The 23,973-nt window shown below is 59.7% G+C and carries 23 protein-coding genes and 1 tRNA gene; 2 read left to right on the plus strand and 22 right to left on the minus strand.

The annotated features are described in order from the left end of the window. Positions 1-168 precede the first annotated feature (168 nt). Positions 169-2,178 (plus strand): multicopper oxidase family protein, encoded by a 2,010-nt coding sequence (locus FY034_RS16785; RefSeq protein ID WP_265552611.1) that lies wholly within the window; start codon positions 169-171, stop codon positions 2,176-2,178. Between the two features lie 115 nt (positions 2,179-2,293). On the opposite strand, the gene ppdK is transcribed toward FY034_RS16785, so the two are convergent. The 21 genes from ppdK to nadA all read right to left on the minus strand — a co-directional run bounded on the left by ppdK (position 2,294) and on the right by nadA (position 22,966). Then, positions 2,294-4,972: a pyruvate, phosphate dikinase gene (ppdK, locus tag FY034_RS16790; RefSeq protein WP_265552614.1), complete on the minus strand. Its 2,679-nt coding sequence runs from the start codon at positions 4,970-4,972 to the stop codon at positions 2,294-2,296. Positions 4,973-5,289: 317 nt separating this feature from the next. Next, positions 5,290-7,200 (minus strand): selenocysteine-specific translation elongation factor, encoded by a 1,911-nt coding sequence (gene selB / locus FY034_RS16795; protein ID WP_265552616.1) that lies wholly within the window; start codon positions 7,198-7,200, stop codon positions 5,290-5,292. Next, on the minus strand, positions 7,197-7,499 hold the full coding sequence (locus tag FY034_RS16800) for a type II toxin-antitoxin system RelE/ParE family toxin (RefSeq protein WP_265552618.1): 303 nt from the start codon (positions 7,497-7,499) through the stop codon (positions 7,197-7,199). Before FY034_RS16800 ends, selB begins: the two co-directional genes overlap by 4 nt. Beyond that, positions 7,496-7,771: a type II toxin-antitoxin system Phd/YefM family antitoxin gene (locus tag FY034_RS16805; protein ID WP_265552620.1), complete on the minus strand. Its 276-nt coding sequence runs from the start codon at positions 7,769-7,771 to the stop codon at positions 7,496-7,498. Before FY034_RS16805 ends, FY034_RS16800 begins: the two co-directional genes overlap by 4 nt. Positions 7,772-7,842: 71 nt before the next feature. Beyond that, entirely contained in the window at positions 7,843-8,160 is a 318-nt protein-coding gene (locus FY034_RS16810) for a YajD family HNH nuclease (RefSeq protein WP_265552622.1), read from the minus strand. A gap of 2 nt (positions 8,161-8,162) precedes the next feature. Continuing rightward, the gene (locus tag FY034_RS16815) at positions 8,163-8,870 is read right to left on the minus strand and encodes a response regulator transcription factor (protein WP_265552624.1); all 708 of its coding nucleotides are present in this window, start codon (positions 8,868-8,870) and stop codon (positions 8,163-8,165) included. Continuing rightward, entirely contained in the window at positions 8,863-10,092 is a 1,230-nt protein-coding gene (locus tag FY034_RS16820) for an ABC transporter permease (RefSeq protein WP_265552626.1), read from the minus strand. The genes FY034_RS16815 and FY034_RS16820 overlap by 8 nt, the downstream gene beginning before the upstream one ends. Then, positions 10,089-10,619, minus strand: a complete 531-nt coding sequence (locus tag FY034_RS16825; RefSeq protein WP_265552628.1) for an O-acetyl-ADP-ribose deacetylase — start codon at positions 10,617-10,619, stop codon at positions 10,089-10,091. Before FY034_RS16825 ends, FY034_RS16820 begins: the two co-directional genes overlap by 4 nt. A 59-nt stretch (positions 10,620-10,678) precedes the next feature. After that, positions 10,679-11,446, minus strand: a complete 768-nt coding sequence (locus tag FY034_RS16830; RefSeq protein ID WP_265552630.1) for an RDD family protein — start codon at positions 11,444-11,446, stop codon at positions 10,679-10,681. Beyond that, a complete protein-coding gene (locus tag FY034_RS16835) occupies positions 11,439-12,446 on the minus strand; it encodes a stage II sporulation protein M (RefSeq protein WP_265552632.1) in 1,008 nt (335 codons plus the stop codon). Before FY034_RS16835 ends, FY034_RS16830 begins: the two co-directional genes overlap by 8 nt. Beyond that, a complete protein-coding gene (locus tag FY034_RS16840) occupies positions 12,443-13,780 on the minus strand; it encodes a DUF58 domain-containing protein (protein ID WP_265552634.1) in 1,338 nt (445 codons plus the stop codon). Before FY034_RS16840 ends, FY034_RS16835 begins: the two co-directional genes overlap by 4 nt. Then, positions 13,777-14,742, minus strand: a complete 966-nt coding sequence (locus tag FY034_RS16845; RefSeq protein WP_265552636.1) for an AAA family ATPase — start codon at positions 14,740-14,742, stop codon at positions 13,777-13,779. Before FY034_RS16845 ends, FY034_RS16840 begins: the two co-directional genes overlap by 4 nt. Continuing rightward, positions 14,739-15,899 (minus strand): DUF4350 domain-containing protein, encoded by a 1,161-nt coding sequence (locus FY034_RS16850; protein WP_265552638.1) that lies wholly within the window; start codon positions 15,897-15,899, stop codon positions 14,739-14,741. Before FY034_RS16850 ends, FY034_RS16845 begins: the two co-directional genes overlap by 4 nt. Continuing rightward, a complete protein-coding gene (locus FY034_RS16855) occupies positions 15,883-17,523 on the minus strand; it encodes a DUF4129 domain-containing protein (protein WP_265552640.1) in 1,641 nt (546 codons plus the stop codon). Before FY034_RS16855 ends, FY034_RS16850 begins: the two co-directional genes overlap by 17 nt. Beyond that, positions 17,520-17,840 carry a B-box zinc finger protein gene (locus tag FY034_RS16860; protein ID WP_265552642.1) on the minus strand — a complete coding sequence of 107 codons (321 nt, stop codon included), beginning with the start codon at positions 17,838-17,840 and terminating at the stop codon, positions 17,520-17,522. Before FY034_RS16860 ends, FY034_RS16855 begins: the two co-directional genes overlap by 4 nt. Then, positions 17,837-18,394 carry a hypothetical protein gene (locus tag FY034_RS16865; protein ID WP_265552643.1) on the minus strand — a complete coding sequence of 186 codons (558 nt, stop codon included), beginning with the start codon at positions 18,392-18,394 and terminating at the stop codon, positions 17,837-17,839. The genes FY034_RS16860 and FY034_RS16865 overlap by 4 nt, the downstream gene beginning before the upstream one ends. After that, positions 18,391-18,990, minus strand: a complete 600-nt coding sequence (locus FY034_RS16870) for a hypothetical protein (RefSeq protein ID WP_265552645.1) — start codon at positions 18,988-18,990, stop codon at positions 18,391-18,393. The genes FY034_RS16865 and FY034_RS16870 overlap by 4 nt, the downstream gene beginning before the upstream one ends. Continuing rightward, on the minus strand, positions 18,990-19,859 hold the full coding sequence (locus tag FY034_RS16875) for an RDD family protein (protein WP_265552646.1): 870 nt from the start codon (positions 19,857-19,859) through the stop codon (positions 18,990-18,992). Before FY034_RS16875 ends, FY034_RS16870 begins: the two co-directional genes overlap by 1 nt. 129 nt (positions 19,860-19,988) lie before the next feature. After that, entirely contained in the window at positions 19,989-20,834 is an 846-nt protein-coding gene (locus FY034_RS16880) for a deoxyribonuclease IV (RefSeq protein WP_265552648.1), read from the minus strand. Further along, positions 20,835-22,046: a gephyrin-like molybdotransferase Glp gene (glp, locus tag FY034_RS16885; protein WP_265552649.1), complete on the minus strand. Its 1,212-nt coding sequence runs from the start codon at positions 22,044-22,046 to the stop codon at positions 20,835-20,837. A gap of 2 nt (positions 22,047-22,048) precedes the next feature. After that, positions 22,049-22,966 (minus strand): quinolinate synthase NadA, encoded by a 918-nt coding sequence (gene nadA / locus FY034_RS16890; RefSeq protein WP_265552651.1) that lies wholly within the window; start codon positions 22,964-22,966, stop codon positions 22,049-22,051. A gap of 63 nt (positions 22,967-23,029) precedes the next feature. Here nadA and FY034_RS16895 point away from each other — a divergent pair. Beyond that, positions 23,030-23,106, plus strand: a tRNA-Pro gene (locus FY034_RS16895). Between the two features lie 182 nt (positions 23,107-23,288). On the opposite strand, the gene FY034_RS16900 is transcribed toward FY034_RS16895, so the two are convergent. Then, entirely contained in the window at positions 23,289-23,972 is a 684-nt protein-coding gene (locus FY034_RS16900) for a hypothetical protein (protein ID WP_265552653.1), read from the minus strand. Position 23,973: the final 1 nt, after the last annotated feature.

Here is a 23,973-nt window from a genome sequence, read left to right on the forward strand (position 1 = left end):
AACCTGTATCATTCCCAACCAATTCTGTAGATATCAGATCACAACCGACTGTAGTTACTTGACATTTAATCAAGATAGCCCTTGGCACCCTCTTTGCGTAAGTAGTTCCGCACACATTATTAAGCGGAAATCTGATCGTCTTATCAGCCCAGCCTTTGGAGGATGACCATGAACATCAAGACTATCTGTGCAGCAGGGACAATGCTACTCGGGCTACTGGCGGGATGCGGCGGCAAGGACACGACAACCGTCGTAACCGTTGTCGGCGCATCCCCCACAACGGTTCTCGATCCATTGCAACTACAGCAGTTTGCCACCCCGCTGCCGCTCATTCCCATTGCGGCGCCTGACACGGCAACCTTTCCGGGGTTTGAATACTATACGGTTGTTGCGGAGCAGACCGCTGACTATGATTTTGGTTTACGGAAAAAGGATGGCAGCGAGTTCATCAACCCGGCCACCAATCGCCCGATTCGTACCACTGTCTGGGGGTATGCAACCAACGGCATCAAGACCGGCTACCTGGGAGCCACCATTGAGGCCCGTTCCACCTTGCCCGGAGAAACGGGCAAGCAGGTTAAAGTAAAATATATCAACAACCTCAGGGATGCTTCCGGCAGACTGCTGACCAAGCATATCCTGCGGGTAGACCCAACCTTGCATGGTGCCAATATGGGCGAGCCGGAAGTGCGTATGGTTACCCACCTGCATGGCGCCCATGTTGAGACTGAATCAGACGGCCACCCCGAGGCATGGATCACCAACGATCCTACCGCACTGACCGGCCTGCCCGCTGATCCGGTCAGTGGACGTCCGGCCCGCCCGAACGGAAACACGGTCACCTATACCTACCGTAATGATCAGCTTGCAAACCAGCTCTGGTACCATGACCATGCCATGGGTATCACACGCTTGAATGTCTATGCCGGGCTTGCTGCCAACTATCTGCTGCGGGACACCCATGAAACCAGCCTCTCGTTGCCTTCGGGCAGCTACGAAATACCGCTGGTGATCCAGGACAAAAGCTTCAATGAGGATGGGTCGCTGCACTATGATTCCAATACCCTGCTCGAAAGCGACGGTCACCCCGAGACCGACATGGATGGCAATCCGGTCTATTCCTCCAAACCTGAATTTTTTGGTAATGTCATCACGGTGAATGGCAAGGCATGGCCCTACCTGAGCGTGGAACCCCGTAAATACCGGTTCAGGATGCTGAACGGTTCCGATTCACGTTTTTACAACATCTGGCTGGAGGCAAAGGCACCCAACGGTTCTTCTCTGCCGATCCCGGCCGGCGCAATCAAGCTGATCGGCAATGACGGCGGTCTGATGCCTGCCGCTGTGAACGTTGGCCATGACAGGAACCATGCACTCCTGTTTGCCCTGGCTGAACGGGCCGACCTGATTGTTGACTTTTCAACGGCCAACTTCCCTGCAGGGACGGTCATCACGATGCGCAATGACGCAGCCACCCCTTTCCCGATGGGGACGCCCGTTGATGACATAGCCACCACCAGCAAGATTATGCAGTTCAGGATCACAAAGCCGCTGGCGGCTCCCGACACCAGCCTGGTACCAGCCTCCCCCCGTCTGCCTGCGGCGTTCCCCAGTGCCCCGGTGCTGACACGCTACGTTGATCTTCAGGAAGGCACTGACCCCTACCTGATCTTTGACCCGGCAACCGGCACCACATCGCAACGGCTTAAAATCCTGCTGAACGGGTTGGGCTTCAGCGCCCCTGTCACTGAAATCATCGCCAACAACACGGTTGAGGACTGGGTAATTATTAATAATACCGTTGATATGCACCCAATGCACCTCCATCTGGTGGATTTTGAGGTCATTGAGAAGGGCAGCATTCATCCTGGCCATTACACCCCTGCTGATGGTGCCGGTGCCATGCCGGTTGTGACGCTAAACGGACTCCGTCCCAATGCAGAGCCGGGGGCAGATCCTGTCATTGATTCAGCACCGGCAGATTCCTACTACCGGCTTCAGAATACGGAGAAAGGGCGCAAGGATACGGTACGGGTGCCACCGGCTGACGAAATCACGGGCTCACCCGGCTATGTCAGGATCCGGGCGCACTTTGATATCATTGGCACCTATATGTGGCACTGCCATATCCTGGCCCACGAAGACCATGAAATGATGCGCCCCTTCAGGGTCAACTGATGGGTGGCGTCCGGCGCTGAAAACGCCGGATACCGGCAACAGAAGAGGGGTTAGCCGTTTTGGCTAACCCCTCTTCTTGTTGGTGCTTATTCAGTGCAGTGGCAAGCTTTACGCACTACTTGGTGGTGTCGGTACCCCCGCCCAATGCGGCATGGGCTGCTGCCAGACGGGCAATCGGTACCCGGAACGGTGAGCAGGAGACATAATCCAGGCCGATCTTGTGGCAGAAGATGACCGATTCCGGATCACCGCCATGCTCGCCGCAGATCCCCAGTTTGATGTTGGGACGGGTGGCACGGCCCTTTTCGCAGCCCATCTTGACCAGCTGGCCCACGCCGTTCTGGTCCAGCGAGACAAACGGGTCTTCCGGCAGGATGTTGGCATCCACGTAGAACGGCAGGAACTTGCCGGCATCGTCACGGGAGAGGCCGAAGGTGGTCTGGGTCAGGTCGTTGGTGCCGTAGGAGAAGAACTCCGCCTCAACCGCGATCTCGTCAGCGGTCAGGGCAGCGCGGGGCAGTTCGATCATGGTGCCGATCAGGTACTCGACCTTGACGCCGTACTGGGCAATCACTTCATCGCAGATTGTAACTGCATTCGCCTTCAGTACGGCCAGCTCCTTGACGGTGGCGATCAGCGGGATCATGATCTCCGGCACAATCGAGAAGCCTTCATTCTTGACCAGCTCACAGGCCGCTTCCATGATGGCACGCACCTGCATGTCATAGATCTCGGGGAAGGTGATCCCCAGCCGGCAGCCCCGGTGTCCCAGCATCGGGTTGAATTCATGCAGGAACTCCACCTTGGCCTTGAGGGTCTGGGCAGAGACCTTCATGGTGGCGGCCAGCTCATCAATATCCTTGTCTTCCTGGGGCAGGAACTCGTGCAGCGGCGGATCAAGCAGACGGATCGTAACCGGCAGCCCCTTCATTTCACGGAAGAGACCAATGAAATCGCCCTTCTGCATCGGCAGGATCTTGGCCAGCGCCTTCTCGCGCCCTTCGACATCGGCGGAAAGGATCATCTCGCGCACGGCAGCGATCCGCTCGGCATCAAAGAACATATGTTCGGTACGGCAGAGGCCGATCCCTTCAGCACCAAACTCACGGGCCACCTTGGCATCGTGGGGGGTGTCGGCGTTGGTGCGGACCTTCAGCTTGCGGAACTGGTCCACCCAGACCATCAGCTTGCCAAAGTCGCCGGTCAATTGCGGCGGTACGGTCTTGACTTCGCCCAGCATGACCTGACCGGTGGAGCCGTCCAGGGTGATCATATCACCCTTTTTGACCACCACGCCGTTACAGGCCACAAAGGACTGGTCGGCATAGTTGACCTTGATGTCGCCACAACCGGCCACGCAGCACTTGCCCATACCGCGGGCAACCACCGCGGCGTGGGAGGTCATGCCGCCACGGGCGGTCAGGATACCCTGGGCAGCATGCATGCCGTGGATATCCTCCGGTGAGGTCTCAATCCGGACCAGGATCACCTTCTTACCGTTCTTGGCCAGCTCTTCGGCCTCATCAGCGGTAAAGACCACGCTGCCGCCGGCAGCACCGGGGGAGGCGGGCAGACCCTTGGCAATCACCTTCTTCTCAGCCTTGGGATCCAGGGAGGGGTGCAGCAGCTGGTCAAGCTGGGAAGGAGCCACCCGCAGTACGGCGGTCTTCTCGTCGATCAGCCCTTCCGCTACCATGTCCACTGCCACCTTGATGGCAGCGGTGGCGGTCCGCTTGCCGTTACGGGTCTGCAGCATGAACAGCTTGCCTTTTTCAATGGTAAACTCGATATCCTGCATATCCTTGTAGTGCTTCTCAAGAATAGTTCTGATATCAGCCAGTTGGTGATAACATTCCGGCAGCACCTCTTCCATGGAAGGCAGGTCGCCCGGCTTTTTCTGATGATTGTTGATCGGCTGCGGGGTGCGGATACCGGCCACCACGTCCTCGCCCTGGGCATTGACCAGATACTCGCCATAGAAGTAGTTCTCGCCGGTGGAGGGGTCGCGGGTAAAGGCCACGCCGGTGGCGCAATCATCCCCCATGTTGCCGAACACCATCGACTGGACGTTGACGGCAGTGCCCCAGTCAGCCGGGATGTTGTTCAGTTTGCGATAGGTGATGGCACGCTGGTTCATCCAGGAACCGAACACCGCACCGATGGCGCCCCAGAGCTGCTGCTTGGGATCTTCCGGAAACTCCTGACCGAGCTCCTGCTTGATCTTGGCCTTGAACTGGGCCACCAGGTCCTTCCAGTCGGCAGCGGTCAGCTCGGTGTCAAGGTGGACGTTTTTCTCTGCCTTTTTCAGTTCCAGCAGGTGTTCCAGGGCATGCTTGTCCATCCCCATGACCACATCTGAATACATCTGCACAAAACGGCGGTAGGCATCGTAGGCGAAACGCTCGTCACCGGACTGGGCAATGATCCCCTGCACGGTGGTGTCGTTCAGACCCAGGTTCAGGATGGTGTCCATCATGCCCGGCATGGAGGCCCGGGCACCGGAGCGGACCGAAACCAGCAGCGGGTTTTTGGCATCGCCAAAGGTGCGCTCCATGATCTGCTCAACCTGCTTCAGGTTGGCTTCAACTTCATCATTCAAAGAGGTCGGATAGGTTTCGCCATTGGCATAATAGTAGGTACAGACCTCGGTGCTGATGGTAAAGCCCGGCGGCACCGGCAGCCCGATGCTGGTCATCTCTGCCAGGTTGGCCCCTTTGCCGCCCAACAGATTCTTCATGTCGGCCCGGCCTTCAGCCTTGCCATTCCCGAAAAAGTACACGTACTTCTCTGCCATTGCGTCCTCCTTGATTAAAGATCAGTTTTACTGTCCGTGAAAAGGTTTTATTATTAGTATAATCAATAACTTATACAACATACCGAAATTTCAGCCAATTCTCAAGGTAAATTTTACCAGAAAAAAAGGAAGATGCAGCGCGCACCTCCCTTTTTTATCCGGCTCCCGGGGCACCAATGATCCTTCGCCCGGCAGCTGGCCGCTCATGGCGCAAGGATCACCAGGCAGGTAAACCTGTGAGAACTGGCTTGGGAGAAACCGGCCCGCCACTCCGGGGACCAGCTTCAACCGGCTGTTTTTCTTTTGTTTCCCTGCCTTTACCTGCCCCGCAGCACCCGCTTGTCCCCGATCCGTATGGTTACTTTGCGGCTGTCAAAATACTCCAGCAACGGGATCATGAACTTGCGAGACAGGCCGGTCAGCTCACGGAACTCTGACGGGATGATCTCAGCCTTGGCCCTCAGATGTGAAATCAGCTTTTCCTCAATGGTTTTAAGCAGAGCACTGTCGTAGAAGATATCACCCGAGACCCGCGTCACCCCTCCTTCGCGGGTTAGCAGGGCCAGATGATCCCGCACCTCTTTTTCGGTACTGCGCAGCGCCTCGGCCAGCTCCTTGATGGTGGGCGGCTCAATACCCCGCTCTGCCAGCAGCCTGGCAATACTGGCGCCAAGCCCGGAGGACGGCGCCGCCGCCTGCTTTCTGACGCCTGCAGGACGGACCAGCTCCCGCTCGGCGGCCAGCTTGCCCTCCTTTTCCAGCTCTGCCAGCAGCGGGGCAAAGAAACGCTGGTCACTGCGCTTGGGTATCCGGGTCTTCAACTCCTCCTTGCTGATCCCCTCTTTAAGCGGGTTGGCCGCAAGGTAGCCCGACAGTTCATCCACCAGCAGCTGCTTCAGGCCGGCAACCGCAGCCTTGGCCAGAAAGACCCGCGGTTCACGGGTCATCTGCACAATCTCGCCAGCCGTCAACAACCCCTGCAAGGCTGTCTCAGCCTGCTTACGGGCAATACCGGAACGCAACACGATCTCATCAAACGAGACGCCGGACAGCAGGGCCTGGGACACGATCAAGTTGCAGGTTTTCTGATGTTCTGCCGCATCCAGCGACACCAGCAGGCGCAAGGCATCGTCACTGCGCCGCCGACGGGCCGGAGGAAACGGGTCAAGCACGATCCCGCCGCCGATGGTGACGGAAGGAGAGCTGGCCCGGATCAGGTACGGGTCACCGGAAACCAGCAACAACGGTTGATCCAGCCGCAGCTGGGCATAGCCGCTCTGTCCCGGCGGCAGTGCATCATGCTCCAGCAGGATGATCTGGGCCGTGACTTCGGAGGTGCCGGAATGGAAGCGCACCGTGGAGCGATGCCGCAGATCCCGCGGGGCCGAGGCCAGATGGTCCAGCCGCACATCCACCCGACGGCTGGTGCGGAAGACCCCCGCCGGGACCACCACATCACCCCGATGGGCCTGATCCAGATCAATCCCCTGCAGGTTGACCGCCAGCCGCTGACCGGCCTGCCCGACCTCGGTCCTGGCGCCGTGGGCCTGAATCCCCCGCACCCGACCAGGAATCCTGCCGGGCAGCAGTTCCAGTTCATCCCCCACCCGGATCTCACCGGCCAGCAGGGTACCGGTTACCACCGTACCAAAACCGGCCACGGTAAAGACCCGGTCCACCGGCAACCGGAAGGCGCCGTCCCGTTTCTTTTCCGCCGCCCCTTCTGCCAGCCGCACCAGCTCTGCCTTCAACTCCTCCAGGCCGGCGCCGGTTCTGGAGGAAACCGGGATGATCGGAGCCGATTCCAGAAAGGTACCGGCCACAAACTCCCGCACCTCTTCCTGCACCAGCGGCAACCAGTCCGGCTCAACCATATCCTGTTTGGTCAGGGCCACCAGGCCGGTATGTACCCCCAACAGACGCAGGATATCCAGGTGTTCGCGGGTCTGGGGCATGATCCCCTCATCCGCCGCAATCACCAGCATCACCAGGTCCATGCCGGCCACACCGGCCACCATGGCCCGCACAAACTTCTCATGTCCCGGTACATCCACCACGCCGAACTCGATCCCACCCGGCAGCTCAAGGTGGGCAAAACCCAGCTCAATCGTGATGCCGCGGGCCTTCTCTTCCTTGAGCCGGTCGGTATCAGTACCGGTCAACGCCTTAACCAGCGAGGTCTTGCCGTGGTCAATATGTCCGGCCGTGCCGAGGATCAGGTGTTTCATGGCAATTTCAGCAACCTTTCACTACGCCAAATCCGCACAATAGAGATACTGTCCGGGTCAATGCGGTAGACAACACGAAAGGGCGGATGGATCAGTTCCCTAAGTAAGGGAATACCAAACTCAGGGACAATCCGCCCACTTTCTGGAAACTCTACCAACTGTTCAACCTTGGCAACCAATTCGCGCACCAACCGCTCGCCGACGTCCGGCACCAATTGTCCCGTATACCAGTGTTGGATATCCTCAAGATCACATAGCGCCGACTCGGCAAAGGTAATGGCTTTTAGCTGAACCGTCATACCAGACCAAGACGCTTTTTGGCATCAGCCAGGCTTACGGTACGGCCAGCATCGATATCAGCCATCCCCTGCACCACTGCCCGCATAAAGGCGCGCTCTTCTTCGGCAGCTTCATAATCGTGCAACGACTGCACCACCGCAACCCCGCGCCCCCGGCTGGTCAGCAATACCGGGCGGTGCGTGGCATCAACCTGGCTGACAATTCGGCCCGGGTTCACCTTCAGGTCGGTAAGCGGCACAATGTCTTCGGAAAACTTGGGGGCTGTTTGCATGGTGTTCACCTCTTAACATTCGATGACCTGACAATAGCACCTATTAAAAGGTTATTAAAGATGTATTGCGGCTATTTTCCGTTCAGGTACTCCGCCAGGATCAGACGACTATGCTCATCGTCATGACAGTAAACGCAGAGGTTTTCCCAGTTGCTGCCATCCTTGGGGTTATTGTGGTGGTTGCCGTCCTTGTGGTGGACCGTCAGCAGCTGCAGGTTTTCCCGTTCAAACTCGCGGCCACACTTGGCGCAGATCCAGCCGTGAATCTTGAGGGACTGTTCGCGGTAGTTGGCATTGGTTGGCCTGTTGTCTGTTTTCAACTGGTTAACCAGCTGACTGAGCGCCTCGGCAGAAGGGAGTTTGCGGGATTGGGGTCGACGGGCCGGCATGCTCAGGCTCCGCTGCGGGAAAAGCGGTAGCCGACGCCGCGCACGGTCAGGAAATGGCTCGGACGGGCCGGATCAGGTTCAAAATATTTACGCAGCCGTACGATGAAGTTGTCCAGGGTGCGGGTCTCGGTGTCGGAGCTGTAGCCCCAGACCGACTCCAGCAGCTCGCCGCGGGGGATCACCTGGCCTTCGCGCTGGAAGAAGAGCGCCAGCACCCGTACCTCCATCTCGGTCAGGTCGATCTCGCCCTGGGCGGTCTTGGCCCGGTAGGAGAGCAGATAGACCTCGTTGACACCGAACTGGTAGCCCTCTTCCACCGGATCGGGACGGTACCAGGAGGAGCGCCGCAGCATCCCCTTGACCCGCAGCAGGAACTCGGCCAGGTTGAACGGCTTGGTCAGGTAGTCATCGGCGCCGGATTCCAGGCCACTGACCCGGTCCACATCCTCGGAGCGGGCGGTCAGCATCAGGATCGGCACCCGTGAATCAAGCTCCCGCATCGCCTTGCAGACCTGAAAACCATCCATACCGGGCAGCATCACATCCAGGATGATCAGGTCACAGCGTTCAACCCGCAACGCCTCCAGCGCGGCTTCACCCCGGTCAAAATGACTGACCGCATAGCCATCCTGCTCCAGGTTAAAACAGATCCCCCGGGCCAGATGCAGTTCATCTTCCACCAGCATGATACGTGGCTTGTCATCACTCATAACGTAACGCCTCAATCGGGTTCAGACCGGCAGCCTTGCGGGCCGGATAGAAGCCAAAAAAGATCCCCACGGCGCCGGAAAACAGCACCGCAACCGTAATGGCCAGGGGTGATATCAGGGTGGGCCAGGAGAGCATCCGTGAGACAATGATGGCACCGCCTGCTCCCAGCACGATCCCCAGCAGCCCTCCCAACAGCGTCAGCAGCACCGCCTCGGTCAGAAACTGCAGCAGGATGTCATGTTTTTTGGCGCCAATGGCCATACGGATACCGATCTCGCGGGTCCGCTCGGTGACGGAAACCAGCATGATGTTCATGATGCCGATACCGCCGACGATCAGGGAGATGGAGGCCACCGCCCCCAGCAGCAGTGACATCGCCTTGGAGGACTGCTCGGCAACAGCAAGGATTTCAGACAGGTTACGCACCGTAAAATCCGGTTCTTTGCCACTGGTAATCCTGTGCCGTTGCTTCAACAGGTCATTGATCTCTTTTTCTGCCTTGGGCAGCAGTTCTTCACTGCGGGCCTTGACCAGGATGGAACCGACCGTATCCGGAAACTGGCTGCCCATCAGTTTACGCTGGGCGGTGCGCAACGGCACAAAAATCACGTCATCCTGATCGGTGCCCTGGGGCGACTGCCCCTTGGACTCCAGCACCCCCACCACAACAAACGGCACCTTCTTGATCCTGATCATCTTGCCTAAGGGATCTTCAGCCCCGAACAGGTTCTGAACGATCGTGCTGCCGATGACACAGACCTTGGCGGCGCCATCCACATCAGAGTTGGTAATGCTTCGTCCAATTGCCGCCGGCCACTCCCGGATCACAAACAGCTCCGGCGTCGTCCCCATCAACAGGGTGGACCAGTTCTGATTGCCGTAGACGATCTGGCCGGAACTGCGCACCACTGACGAGGCCAGCTCCACCGAAGGGCATTCATTCATCATGGCCCTGGCATCTTCCGACTTCAGAGTCTGCACGCCACCGCTACCGGTACGCAGGCCGCCGCTGGTCATAGAGCCGGGCAGTACCAGCAGGATATTACTGCCGATACTGGCGATCTGCTGCGAAATGACATAGCTGGCCCCGGAGCCGACCGCCATCATGGCGATCACCGCCGCAATGCCGATGATGATCCCCAGCATGGTCAGGAAGGAACGCATCTTGTTGATCCGCAAGGCCCGCAGGGCGATGCGTAATGCCTGAAGAAAATTGCTCATGACTGGAAAGGGATGGCGCGTTGACGGGCAACCGACTGATAACATTCAAGAGCAGGGCTGTTGTACTGGATCAGGATGATCCGGTCGAAGTCACCGGAAGCAGCCTCGGCCTGTGCGACATCAAGGGCAATGGCCGCTCCAAGCTTCATAGGATAGCCATACACCCCGCAGCTGATGGCAGGAAAGGCGATGCTGCGCAGCCTGTTTTCACGGGCCAGCCTGAAGCAATTGCGGTAGGCAGCCTCCAGCAGCTCCGGCTCGCCCTTTGTCCCGTCGGTCCAAACCGGCCCCACGGTATGGATCACAAACCGGGCCGGCAGGTTGTAACCTTTGGTAATGCGGGCTTCGCCAGTCGGGCAGCCCCCCAGTGAGGCACACTCCTGCACCAGCTGGGGACCGGCAGCCCTGTGGATGGCACCGTCCACACCGCCACCCCCCAGCAGGGTGTTGTTGGCGGCATTGACGATGGCATCAACCGCTAACGTGGTGATATCGCCCTGGATGATCGCTATGATTGCGGATGACATGCCTGTATCCCTCATTGTGTAATAGCGACAGCATAGGCCTGATCACCGCATGCTGTCAATTACCGCCCGCGCTGTTCAAACAACAGTTCCACCACGTTGCGGACATAGCGTTCATCCGACACGCCGTCCACGGCCTCAGCGGGAAAGGCCACCCGGCTGCGGAACAGGGCTGCCAGTTCACGGAACAGCTCCAGCCGGGCAGCCGGGTCAAGTTCTTCCCGCCGGATCAGGGCCCGCAGGGCAATGGCCCCTTCCTCCCGGCTGACCTTCTGCCGCAGACGGGCCACCAGATGGGGATAGGCCGTTAAAGAGTTGAATTTTTCTGTGCCCAGTTGTTCCAGATCAGGCAGTTGCACCTTGGGGGTACGGATCACGATCGTTCCGGCAGCCAGATCACCCAGCCGCTGGCACCTGCGGCTGGTCAGGCTGGCAATCCCCCCCACCAGATAGAGCGCAGGCAGGGAGTCAACGATCCGCAGCAGGTTCCTGATCACCACCTGGCTGAACTGCAGCTTCAAGCCCTGCTCATCCATCACCCGCAGCCGCAGCAGACGCTTGCCCACGGTCTGCCCCTGCCAGTACCATTCACAGACGATGCCGTAGCCTATCGAAATCACAAAACCGGCCAAAATGGTCAGGGCCATAAAGATATCCTGGCTGATCAGCGCAAACAGCCTTAATACCGTGCTGATGGTGGTTGAAGCAACGCCGATACAGGCAAAATCAACCAGCAGCGCCAGCAGACGGCTGGTGGGACCGGCCAGCACGAGGGAGAAGCGGATCCCCTCCGGGGTGCGGATCTGCAGGGTAGTGGTCTGATCAGCCACGTCCGGCCACCTTCCCGCCCCGGCCTGAACGGCCCAGAAACAGCACCAGCAGGCAGAATTCAACCACGCCAAAGGCGATCTTGACACTGTAGGGCAGTACCGGCTCGTGGTACTGGGAGAAAAAGGCCTCGACAATCCCGGCCCAGACCAGCATCAGTGCCACACCGCCGATCAGGGTGGTCAGATCAGCCCAGATCAGCCGCATCCGGGCCACCAGGGTCAGACCGCTGCCCTTGCCGATCAGGGCAGTGGCCAGTACCAGGCCGGCCTGACCGGCAATCAGGATGGCCGGTATCTCGATCACCCCGTGGGGCAGCAGCCAGCCGGCCAGGAATACCCCCTGCCCTGCAGCCAGGTAATCCAGCACCACCGCCCCCAGAATCACGCCGTTGTAGAACAGCAGGATGATGGTCCCCACCCCCCAGGTCATGCCGGTGGCCATACAGGCGATGGAAACCTGGGTGTTGTGGGTCATCAGGCTGCTGGAGAAGGTGGCCTTGTGACCGGCCAGCCGCTTGCCTGCCTCCTGCTCTTCTGTGGCCACCCGCTCCGCTGGTGAGCCGTGCAGATGATCAAACGGCAGCAGCATCCCCTTTTCTTCCGGCGCCACCATCAGCACGGCTGCACCAAAGATCGCCCCGACAATGGTGATCAGCACGGCCAGCTGAAACTGGCGGATAGAACGCCTGAAGGTTTGGGGGAAGGTCTCCAGCAACCAGATGCGGGGCACCAGACGATGGGCGTTGTCCCGGCTGGAGTGGATCTCGCCATAGGCCCGCGCCACCAGACTCTCCAGATAGCGGCGAAACTCAGGCGGGGCGGCCAGACCGTCAAGCCGGGCCAGGCCGGCGCTGGCCCGCTGGTAGAGGTAGTGAAAACGGGCAGCGCCCTCAAGCCCCAGCCTGCAGGCCGGGTCATCTTCAACACGTTTGAGCAGCCGTTCCAGCTCATCCCAGAACGGTTTTTCCGTTGCAGTGAAACGTTCCAGATCGATGATCATAGCAGTTGTCTCCGCTTCACATCCAGGTAGTTGGAGACCAGATCGGCGCTCAACCGTTCATCCTTTACCAGCAGCAGCCGGACCCCCTGCAGCCGGAGGCTCTGCTGCAACTCCCGCAGCTGATGCCAGGTCAGGTGCCCGGCCAACTGGCGGTAGAGATCAGCGCTGCTGCGCAGCTCGGCAGTGCTGAACAGCGGTGCAGCCATGGGCGGTTGCGGCATGGCAACACAGATCAGATGACGGCGGGACAGGATACGGATGGCCCGGACAAAATCCTCGGCCAGGGCCGGTTCATCCAGCGGTGCGATGAAGATCAACAGGGCCCGGCGGCGCAGGCGGGCGGCCATGAAGGTGGCCAACTCACCAAAGGAGGGGCTGTCCTGCCCCGGCTGCAGGGTGTAGAGCAGGTCGCGGCAGTGGCCAAAGTGGGTCTTGCCGGTCTTGGCCCGCACAAAGCCCTGCACCCGGCTGCCAAAGGCAGCCACCCCGAACAGGTCACCCTGGCGCTGGGCCACCGACCCCAGGATCAGGGCGGTACGCACCGCCTGTTCCAGAAACGGCTCACTGCCCCCTTCGGCGTTGGGTACCGGCCGGCCGCTGAGACGGGAGCTGTCGATCAGCAGGTAGACCTCCTGGGTCCGCTCGATCTGATACTCTTTGGTGATCAACTGGTTCCGTTTGGCAGTGGCCTTCCAGTGGATATCCCCCAGACTGTCACCGGTCTGATACTGGCGCAGCCGGTCAAACTCCCGGCCCTGGCCCCGCTGACGCTGGGCCCGCAGCTGCCGGTCATTGCGCTCCAGGAACAGGGCGGCCAGACGACGGCGTTCTGCCCGCAGGTTGGGATAGACCCGCAGTTCCGTATTGATGCCGTGGCGGACCTGCAGCTGCCACAAACGGAAGGGTGAGGCAATCCGCAGGGCGCACGCCGTTACCTGAAACCTGCCCCGCTGGCTACCGGTCAGGGGCCAGTCCAGGCAGATCGCATCACCACCTTTGGCCAAATTCAACCGGGTCTCCCTGAAGGGTGACGCAAAACCAGCGGGCAGCGTCAGCCCCACCTGCAGCGTGTAACCGGCCCGGTTGCCGGCCCGGATGGCAAGCGCAAGCTGGCCCGGTCGGCCACAGATCAGTGATAGCCGGACAGGTGCCGTAACGGTCAGCCTGTTGCGGCGGAGCAACAGGGCCAACAGATCAGCAAGCGCGACACTCCCCACCAGTGGCGGCACAAACAGCAGCAGCGGACGGAACTGGGGGGTAAGCGCATACAACAGTGCCGCCGGGATCAGGGTGGCGGCAACAAGCCGCAGTATGGCCGGGGCCGGGATGATCACCGGGGTACCGTAACCTCCTGCAGGATCGAAGCGATCACCTCGGCAGGGGTCAGTCCTTCAATCTCGTAATCAGGCTGCAGAATCAGGCGGTGTTCCAGCACCGGCAGGGCCATCAGCTTGATATCGTCCGGGGTGATGAAGTCACGGCCTGCCACGGCAGCAGCGGCCCGGGCCGCCAGGATCAGCGACTGTGAGGCCCGGGGACCGCCCCCCAGCAACACGGCATGGTGGCTGCGGGTGGCCCGTACCACCTCCAGGGCATAGGCGGCAATCTCGTCCTGCACCACCAGCGTCATCAACGCACGCCGCAGGGTGACCAGATCATCGGCACTGATCACACAGCGCACCGTATCACCGGCCAGCACCGTTTCCGGCGCATCGTTCCCCAGGGTACGGCGCACCAGGGCCAGCTCCTCTTCGCGGGTAGGCGGCGGCATGGTGATCTTCAGCATGAAGCGATCCTTCTGGGCCTCCGGCAGCGGATAGGTCCCTTCAAACTCCACCGGGTTCTGGGTGGCAAAGACCGTAAAACTGGCCGGCAGGCTGTAGCTCTTGCGGTCAATGGTCACCAGCCGCTCCTGCATGGCCTGCAGCAGGGCCGACTGGGTCTTGGACGGGGCACGGTTGATCTCATCGGCCAGCAGGAAATTGCAGAAGATCGGGCCGGGATTGAGCACAAACTCGTTTTCCTTCATGTTGAAGATATTGGAGCCGGTGATATCGCTCGGCATCAGGTCCGGGGTAAACTGAATCCGGGAAAACCGCCCCCCCACCACCTTGGCCAGGGTACGCACCAGCAGGGTCTTGCCGATCCCCGGCACCCCTTCAATCAGGGCATGCTGCCCGGTCAAAAGCGCCACCAGCACCCGGTCAATCACCTCATGCTGGCCGATGATCACCTTGCCCAGCTCACCCTTTAACGCCTGTACCACTGCGATCAACTGTTGCAACCCCTGGTTCATCGTCCTGTCCTCTCTGCCCGCAGCCGGGCTATCCGCTGATACCGGGCAACCGGATCATCCTGCGCGGTCATTGCATCGCTCAGCTCTTTGCGCAACGCAGCATCCTGCTGTAACTCACGTTTAAAACTCTTCTGCCATTCCTGACAGCAGACCTTCAGCAGCTGATTTGCCGGGATATTCCGTTGCAGCAGGTTCACCAGACCGCTGAAGCTGTCGTGGCTTACCCCAACGGCCGGATCATCAGACAGTGGGACAGCAGCAGAGATCAAGGGGATTGATTGCTGCCAGATGTAGAGCCCTGCCAGCAGCAACAGCACCCCGATCAGCGGCAACAGGCCAAAACGGCGGGCCAGCGCCATGATGCCGCCCTGCTCACGTACCCCAAGATGGAATTCATCAAAGATAACCCTGTGCTGATCCCCCAGCAGCCAGACCAGCAGGGCTGCCTGGCGGTCCGCCTGCAGTGCCTCGTTGCTGAAGAGCGAGCTGTCCGACACCAGCACCAGACTCCCGCTGCCGATCCTGCGCTCCAGCACCACCGCCTTCCCATCCAGACCGTAGATGGTGCGCCAGCCTGTTGGCGGCGGCTGTAGCGTCAGGCGGGACAGCAGGCGTATCTCTGTTGGCAGCCCCTCCCCCGGCTCAACCAGGTTCGCCTTGACCGCCTGCTTGTCAGGAACTGCCTCTGATACAGGCAGATAGCCTGTACTGACCCCCCAGGCCGTATCCGGCTTTTTGGTGTTTTTGGAGTCTGCAGGTTGCAGTGCCGGCGCAGAGCTACACGCCGGTGCCGTGGTGACCGGATTGAAGGCAACCACCACCCGACTGCCTGCCGTAACCAGCTGTTCCAGCTCGCCAATCTCTTTCTTGTCGGCTGTTGCCAGCTCGTGGTGGTCATTTCCCAGCAGCAGGATCGTGCTTGCTGTCACCTTCTGGCGGCTAAGGGGGCGGTAATTGCGCTCCACCTTGACCCCGCCGGTGCGTTCCAGGGCCTGATAGAATGCCATGCTTCCCAGGGGGTCGCTACGCAGGGATGAACCTGCCGGAAAGAGATCCCCGGCCTCAAAACGCAAGGCAAAGAGCTGGTAGAGGGAGGCAGCCGCCAGAACCAGCAACAGGCAAAAGGTGAGGATCAGCAGTTTACTGCGTGCGGACATCGCTGGTGATCCTCCGGTGGTTATCCAGGTAGCTGCGGACGGTCTCGTCATCCGGCAGGTGCATACCGTACCAGGCTGCCTCGAAGATCCGCAGGTTCAGAGAAAACGCCTCGCTTATGCGGGGCAGGGCGTGGCTGAAGCGGAGCAGTTCCCGCTCGTAGTCGTGGTTGGTCTTGCAGCGGGCGATGACCACCAGCTTTGCATCGGCCAGGGCAGCCAGGGTGGCCAGGTACAGTGCCCGCAGCCCCAGGCGCAGCTCGCCCTTTTCCAGCAGCTCCCGGGCCAGGGCCAGCCAGCGTTCTTCGGTCAGCTCACTGGCAATCAGCGATTCATCATGGAGATCAGGCGCCACCTGCAGGGTGTGCATCGGCAGTTCGGCTTCCGGTTGGGTGGTACGACGCAGCCGACGCCAGGCAAAGATGGCCCCAAAGCAGAGCAGCAGCGCCAGCAGGAGGTACAAAAGCAACAGGGCAACATCTGAAAAATTACCGCCCCAGCCCGGTTTTCCCCCGTGTAACGACGGCTTGGGCAGCTTTTTCAGCAGCCACTTGATGACATCGTCGATCCAGCCTCCCACCGTAGCGGCGCTATCCTGAATCCAGGTAATGATGGACTGCATGAAACCGGGCAGCGCCCTCTTTTCCAGCTGGTGGTGCTCCCGTGGCAGACGCCAGGCAAAGCGCGGATCTTTGATCACCTCTGCAGCCGCACGGTCAAGCCGGGCGGCACGCTGCTGCAGCCGCTGCTGCGGCTCGTCCGTCTGCGGTGCAGCAGAGACGGGCAGGCTGCCGCAGGTTACCAGCCAGAAAGCGATCAGCGGCACCAGCAGGGCTGCCCGTCCCGCGATGCTCTTGATCTGGGCCCGCAGGTCCGCACCGCTGGATAATGATTCGCCATAGTGGCAGCGCAGCACGTAACAGGCCTTGACCAGCGGGTCGAGGCAGAGCTGGGTGAGTACCGCAATTGCCGCCCAGAAGGTGGAATTAAGCAGCATCTGGTCGCTGCGGGTAAAGATGGTTTCAATCCCGAACAGGGTCTTGAGCAGGTGGGGCAGGAAGTAGACGCCAACCGCAATATTGGCAAACAGCACCAGGAAGATGAGCGCTAGCAGTGCCAGCAGCAGATGGTTCTGGCCGGGCCAGAGCAGGGCCAGCCGGCGTGCCTTGCGTTGCACCGTACGCCAGTCCGGACCGCCCAGTACGGTGATATTCTGAAAAAAGGCATAGCACCAGCCGAACGGCAGGGTGATCAGCCCTGCCATCGGCAGGATGATAAATCCCCAGGGCTGCAGCCCGCCCTGCACCATGACGCTGCCGGAGAGTGCAGGCAGCTCGGCAGCGCCCCCCAGCTGCTGCAGCAGCCTGCCGCTAAAGCGGCTTTGCCAGACCTTCATCCAGACAAACAGGATCGACAGGACCAGCGCCCCTCCGGCCAGCCGCTGATCCGCATCGGCGTTGCGGCTCATATCGGCCCAGAACCAGAGCAGCACCAGCATAAAGGGCAAGCTGCCCAGATAATAGCAGGCCAGGGTGTCCAGGGGGGCCTGGCGCAGCAGGGCGGTGGCCTGTTCCAGCAGTTCAACGGCTCCGATCCCTTTTTCACGGCTTTTGGGGATGCGGATCATTGCTCCCCCGTCATCTGGCGCCAGATTGAGCCTTCATGCACGGAAGACGGGATCTGCAGCAACCCGCGGCCTGCCATGAAAAAGCAGAACCAGAGGATCAACACACCGATCCCAAGCTGGACAACACCACTCAGAATGGTGCGGAACCGCAAAGAGCGGGCCGTCTCGGCCGGTTGCCCCAGGCAACGGCCGCAGATCATACGCCCGGCATGTTCCGTGACACATTCACGGCAGAAAAAACTGCCGCATTGGGCACAGCGGGCCACTGCCTCGCGGTTTGCATGGTTAAAGCAACGCTGGACCTTCAGACTGCTCATGGGGTTGGGGATGGTGTCGCTGCCGCGCCGGCAGGAGTGCCTGCCCGTTGCCTGTCATAGCGGGACAACAGTTCACTGCGCAGCATACTGCCTTGGTGGGCTGCGATCAAAGGCCGCAGCTCCTTGATCAGGCGGGTGACGTGACGTGAACGCTGCAAAGCTGGAATCTCAACCGGCCCCAGCGGGGTCAGCAGACTGGTTTTGCAGGTGGGGCCCTTGACCAGATTGGCCAGAAAGATGATCAAAATCGGCGTACCGGCAATCATGAGCGCAATGGTGCCGCCGGAAAAGATATCATCAGTTTTCAGGATACCGATTGCGACCAGGGCCAGCAGACCACCCAGGATGAGGTTGAGCAGCATCCAGGTTTTGGTGCGCCGGGCAACCACCCCTTTGAGATCCTTCAGGTAAATCCGCACATAGTCTTCAGTATAACCGGTTGATTTAACCGACAATAGATGATCATTTGCCTGCCAGAGCGAGCAGCGCATGATCATGGCGACGGTGCCGCGGACGATACGGCGGTATTTGACAGGCTGGGCCGGGCTGCTCATGAGTCCCACTTTTGAAACAGGAATATCCCCAACACGACCCAACCGACTATCTGCAGTACTGAAAACAGCAGGGCCAGGATCAGGCGGATCCTGGTACGGGGCAGAATACTGGAAGGTTTGCGCCAGGCGGTCAGTGCCAGGTAGAAGGCGACCGGTGAGGTAACCAGGGTTACAGGCCAGATCAGGAGCGGCAAAAAGGTTGTATTCAGGGCAATACTGTCATGCAGGGTACGTTTGGTGACCAGCTCGGAAAGCTGCTCATTCTGTCGCCCCTGTTCCAGGCAGACCGGACAGAGGCAGCGGCCGGCCACATCGATTTCGCAGAGGCTGCAGATAAAGCGGCCGCAACTGCTGCAGATCTTAACCGCCTGCTTGTCCGGATGATAAAAACAGCTTGCCTCCCCCTCTGTCACCTGCAGACCGACAGTGCCACCTTCATGCAAAGGCCTCAGGATTGCCGGAAACAGCTCAACCAGCAGCTGCGTTGAGCAGTGCGGACAGCGGACCGGCTCACCACTGTTGCAGAGCGCGGCAGGTAACGGTGTCTGACAGGAGCTGCACAGGAGCGGGAAAAGCGGCTGCTCTCCGGCGGGCATTACTTGAAAACCACCCTGGTGTTGCAAATCCGGTCGTGCAGGGTACGTTTTTCATCATCAAAGGCAGCCATGATATAGCCGATCAGCAAGATCATACCACTCAGCATCTCGGCAAAATAGCGGCCCACCGCACGGCCGGCGCTGATCTTGTCGCCGTCTGCAGTCACCACCTTCAGGCCGCAGGCCAGCTTGCCGGGAGTTGCCTGATACTTTCCACTTAAAAAGTAGATGTTGTAGCCAATGCCGATCCCGATTTGGATACAAACGTTCATAATGCCTGCCACGATTGCCATTTGAGGGGAGTTATTCGAGGCGATCAGAAAGGTTGTTGCCATGGTGGTGGCGAAATTTACGACCCAGAGGATAAGACCGTCGATGCATTTTGCCCCGAAGCGGATCCAGAAACCGGCATAGCGCAGATCGCCAATAGTTCCCATCCCCATGGCAAGCATCTGGACATAGGTCGGCTTGCAGGAGGCGCAGACCAGTTTGTTGCCAAAGCGGACCATCTCGCTTTGGGCAAAATGCCCCTTGCAGACCGTACAGACACCGGAGTTTCTCTCTTCAGTTGCAGGAAGGGGCGGAGGAAGCGTGTTTATGCCGTTGCCTTGTCCCGGCTGACGGCTGCGGGCAGCCTCACAGGCATTGCAGAGCCCACCGCTGCCTTCGATAATGCCGCCACAGGAGGGACAGGGGCGCAGGGATGCAGCCTCAGGTGTTGGCGGGGCTGTTGGCAGTGCAACGGACTCCAGTGGCGGGAGCGGGAAACTTTGCTTGCAACGGGGACAGTTGATACTGGTGGCACCGGCTGGTCGTTTTGAATCGTCAAGCTGGCCGCTGAGACCACAGTGGGGGCAGGTTATGGTCATGGATACCTCTGAAGATGTGCTGCCGATTTTGAGGTAGTCTAGCGCAGCTTTAGAATTTGTCAAATGCCGTCAAAGCGGGCGCTAACAGGCGATAACGGCCTAAAGGCCGCCGCTGCCGACAAAAAAGAGCTACAAGCTCCGTAATAACGCCAGGTTGACCTGATCCATGGCATCATCATCCCCTTTGGGGGTTTCCAGAATCTTGGGGATCATGGCAAAGCGGGGATCATGCATGATAAAGCGGAACGGCTCCAGCCCCAAGGTTCCCTGACCGATATGCTCATGGCGGTCAACCCGGCTGCCCAAACCCTTTTTGGAGTCATTGAAGTGAAAACAGAGCAGCCGTTCCAGCCCCAGCAGCCGATCAAACTGCGCCATGACATCGGCGTAGCCTTCCGGGGTGGCGGTGTTGTAACCAGCGGCAAAGGTGTGGCAGGTATCAAAACAGATCCCGAACCGGTCAGGATATTTTGAACCGTTGATGATGATCTGCAGCTCTTCAAAGGTGCGCCCCAGGTTGGTACCCTGACCGGCGGTGGTCTCCAGCAGCACCAGACCTTCATACTCCGGGGTCTGTTCAAAGAGCTGGTCAAAGGCACTGATCACCCGTTCCAGCCCAGCCTCAGGCGAATCGGTGGTGTGGGAACCGGGGTGCATCACGATCTTGTTGATCCCCAATCTGGCACAGCAGGTCATCTCATCGCCAAAGGCTGCCAGGCTCTTGTCACGGGTATCCCCGGCCGGTGCCGCCAGGTTGATCAGGTAGATATCGTGGGAGATCACCTCATGCAGTCCGGAAGCGGCGAAACCGCTGCGGAACAGATCCGCATCCCTGTCACTGACCGGCTTGCCCTTCCACTGGTTGGAAGAACGGGTAAAGATCTGCACCGTACCGCAACCGGCAGCAACCGCACGCTCGATGGACTTGTGCAGGCCGCCTGCAATGGACATATGGGCACCGAGATAATCGACCATCTAGGCCTCCACTAACTGTTCGCCCACCAGCCGGACCGTAATTTCATCACCGCTTGCGTAGGCCTTGTCGGCTGGCACCAGGGCCAGCGCATCTGAAAGCAGCGAGGTGCGCAGGATGCCGGTTTCCTGGTTACCGGCAGAGGCAACCAGCCAGCGGCCATCCTGCTGTGTCAGCTGCACCCGCAGGAACCGCATCCGGCTGCCGGCCTTGATCGGCTCCTGCACGGTTGCGGTAAGAGCCGGCCGCAGGATACGCCGGTGTCCCATCATCCGCAGCAAGGCCGGGCGGACAAACTGGTCAAACGTGATCTGGCTGGCCACCGGATTGCCGGGCAGGCAGAAGACCGGCCGCCCTTCAAACAGGCCAAAGGCAGTCGGCTTGCCCGGCTTGATCGCCACCTTCCAGAACAGGAACTTGACCCCCAGTTCCTCCAACACCACCCGCACCAGGTCCCGGTCACCGGCAGAGATACCGGCGGAGGTCACCAGTGCATCGGCTTGCAACCCCTGGCGCATCTTTTCCAGATGGGAAAGACGGTTGTCACGGGCGATCCCCAGAACACGGGGGACGGCACCGGCCTCACGCACCGCTGCAGCCAGTGTGGTGGTGTTACTGTTAATCAGTTGGGCCGGCCCCGGCGGGGTACCGATCTCAACCAGCTCATCTCCGGTAGACAGCACGGCAACCGTTGGACGGCGCTGCACCAGCACGGAAGGCCTGCCGCAGGAGGCCAGCAGCGAGATCTCCGATGGCCGCAACACGCTACCGGCCTTCAGAATCTGCTCTCCCCGCCGGATATCCTCACCCTGGCGCCTGATATGCTGGCCAGGCTTTACCGTCTCCTTGATCGTGACCTGTTCGCCGGAGGTGTCGCCGGTTTCTTCCACCGGCACCACGGCATCGGCACCGGCCGGCACCGGCGCCCCGGTCATGATCCGTATCGCGCATCCCGCTTCCAGAGCGATCCCCTCGGCTGAAGCACCGGCCGGCAGATACCCGGTTACCCGCAGCTTGCACGGGATGGTCCGGCAATCGTCATAGCGGACCGCATACCCATCCATGGCGGAGTTGTCCCAGAGCGGCAGATCCCAGGGGGAACTGATATCCTCAGCCAGCACCTGCCCGACGGCCTGCAGCAGCGGAAGCTGTTCGGTACCCACGCCGGAGACATTGTCAAGTATGGTCTTTAACGCCTCTTCAAAGGAAACCATGGCTAATCCCTCGGTACAGCAAGCATTTTATCCAGCGCGGCTTTCGCCTTGACCCTGACATCCTCTGCAACGGTCACCACCGGCTGCATGCTCTGCAGCGCCAGCAGGATATCCTCCAGCGAGGTCAGCTTCATGTTGGGGCAGATCAGGGCAGGAGAGGCCAGCACAAACTCCTTCTCAGGATTGTCCTCCCGCAGTTTGAAGAGAATCCCGGCCTCGGTGCCGATAATGAACTTCTTGGCCGGGCTCTTGCTGCAGTAAAGATACATGCCGCTGGTGGAGCAGACATGGTCCGCCAGGGCCGAGACCTCCGGGGCACATTCCGGGTGACAGATGAAGAGCGCATCGGGATGGGCGGCCTTGATCTCCTGCACCCTGGCAGCAGTCAGACGTTCATGGGTTGGACAATAGCCCTCCCAGTAGATAAACTCCTTGTCCGGCAACGCCTTGGCGATCCAGCGTCCCAGGTTACGATCCGGTGCAAAGATCAGCCTCTGCTCACTCAGAGAGCGGACAACGGAGACCGCATTGGCTGAGGTGCAGCAGATATCCGATTCGGCCTTGACCGCGGCTGATGAGTTGACATAGGTCACCACCGGCACGCCGGGATGCTGCGCCTTCAGCGCCTGCAGCCCGGTGACATCAACCATGTCGGCCATGGGACAGCCGGCATCGGCACGGGGTAACAGGACGGTCTTGTGCGGCGAAAGAATTGCCGCGGACTCGGCCATAAAATGAACGCCACAAAAGACGATCACGTCGGCATCGGTCTTGGCCGCCTCCATCGAGAGCTGCAGTGAGTCGCCGGTGATATCGGCAATCTCCTGGACTTCATCGCGCATATAGTTGTGAGCCAGCAGCACGGCATTGCGTTCCTTGAGCAGATGCCGGATTTCAGTACGGATATCAGTAGTGGACATGTCCCCTCCAGTGCGACTTGCCTGTTGACAAGCGCAGGAATAAAAAGTTATAAAAATCTTCTTCGGGATGTAGCGCAGTCTGGTAGCGCACCTGCTTCGGGAGCAGGGGGTCGCACGTTCAAATCGTGTCATCCCGACCATCTAAATTCAAGGGGTTACGCCAACCGGTGTAACCCTTTCTTTTTGCCGGTTTAATCTGCAGCCGCACAGCAACACACTTTTTTAACAAAGTCCTGAAGCAAATACAATGCCTCATCAAGCAGTAAGGCCCCATACTGGTGCATGGGGCCTTACGTATCTGAGCAGAGTGAGCTGGTATCAGTTACTTGGCAGCGGCGGGCGGTGCGTTTTGTGGTACCGCTGCAGGTGGCGGTACCGTAGGCGGAGCCTTTTTCAAGGCCTCAAGCTGGTCTGTCAGGGCTGCTTTTTCAGCAGCAAGCGCCGCCAACTGCGTCTCCAGCTTCTTTTTCTCGCCGGTTACCTGTTCCAGCTGGGTAGCAAGTTTTTGCTGGTCCGCCTTGACGCTGCCCAGCTCTTTTGCCGCAGCCTCACACTTCTGCAGATCCTGACGCAGTTTCTCCTCACCCTGCTTGCGCTCCTCCAGCAGCTTGACCCGCCCCTTTACCACAGCCGCCTGCCTGTCAATGGCAGCCGCCTCCTCATCGGCGCGCCCCTTGGCAGCCCGCGAAACGGCAAGAACCATCGTACTATCAACCATCTGCAGATTATGGGCGATCTCCTGTTCTGCCTCAGGCTTAAGCCCCCCCAGCCCCATCCACTGCCGCCCTTTGTCGTAGCTCTGCTCTGCCTTTTTCAGGGAGGCCCGCGCCTTCTCCAGTTCTTCCAAGGCCTTGGGATAATTGCCGACCTTGGCAGCAAGCTCTTCAATGCCGCTCTTGGCAGCAGCAATCTTTGCCGGGTAGTCAATCTTGTCAGCCGCCCCACCCAAGGAGCCGCAACCGATGACGGCCATAACGACCAGCACCATCAAATGAACACGTGTCATA

Source organism: Trichlorobacter lovleyi (assembly GCF_015239775.1).
Taxonomy (GTDB): Bacteria; Desulfobacterota; Desulfuromonadia; order Geobacterales; family Pseudopelobacteraceae; genus Trichlorobacter; species Trichlorobacter lovleyi_B.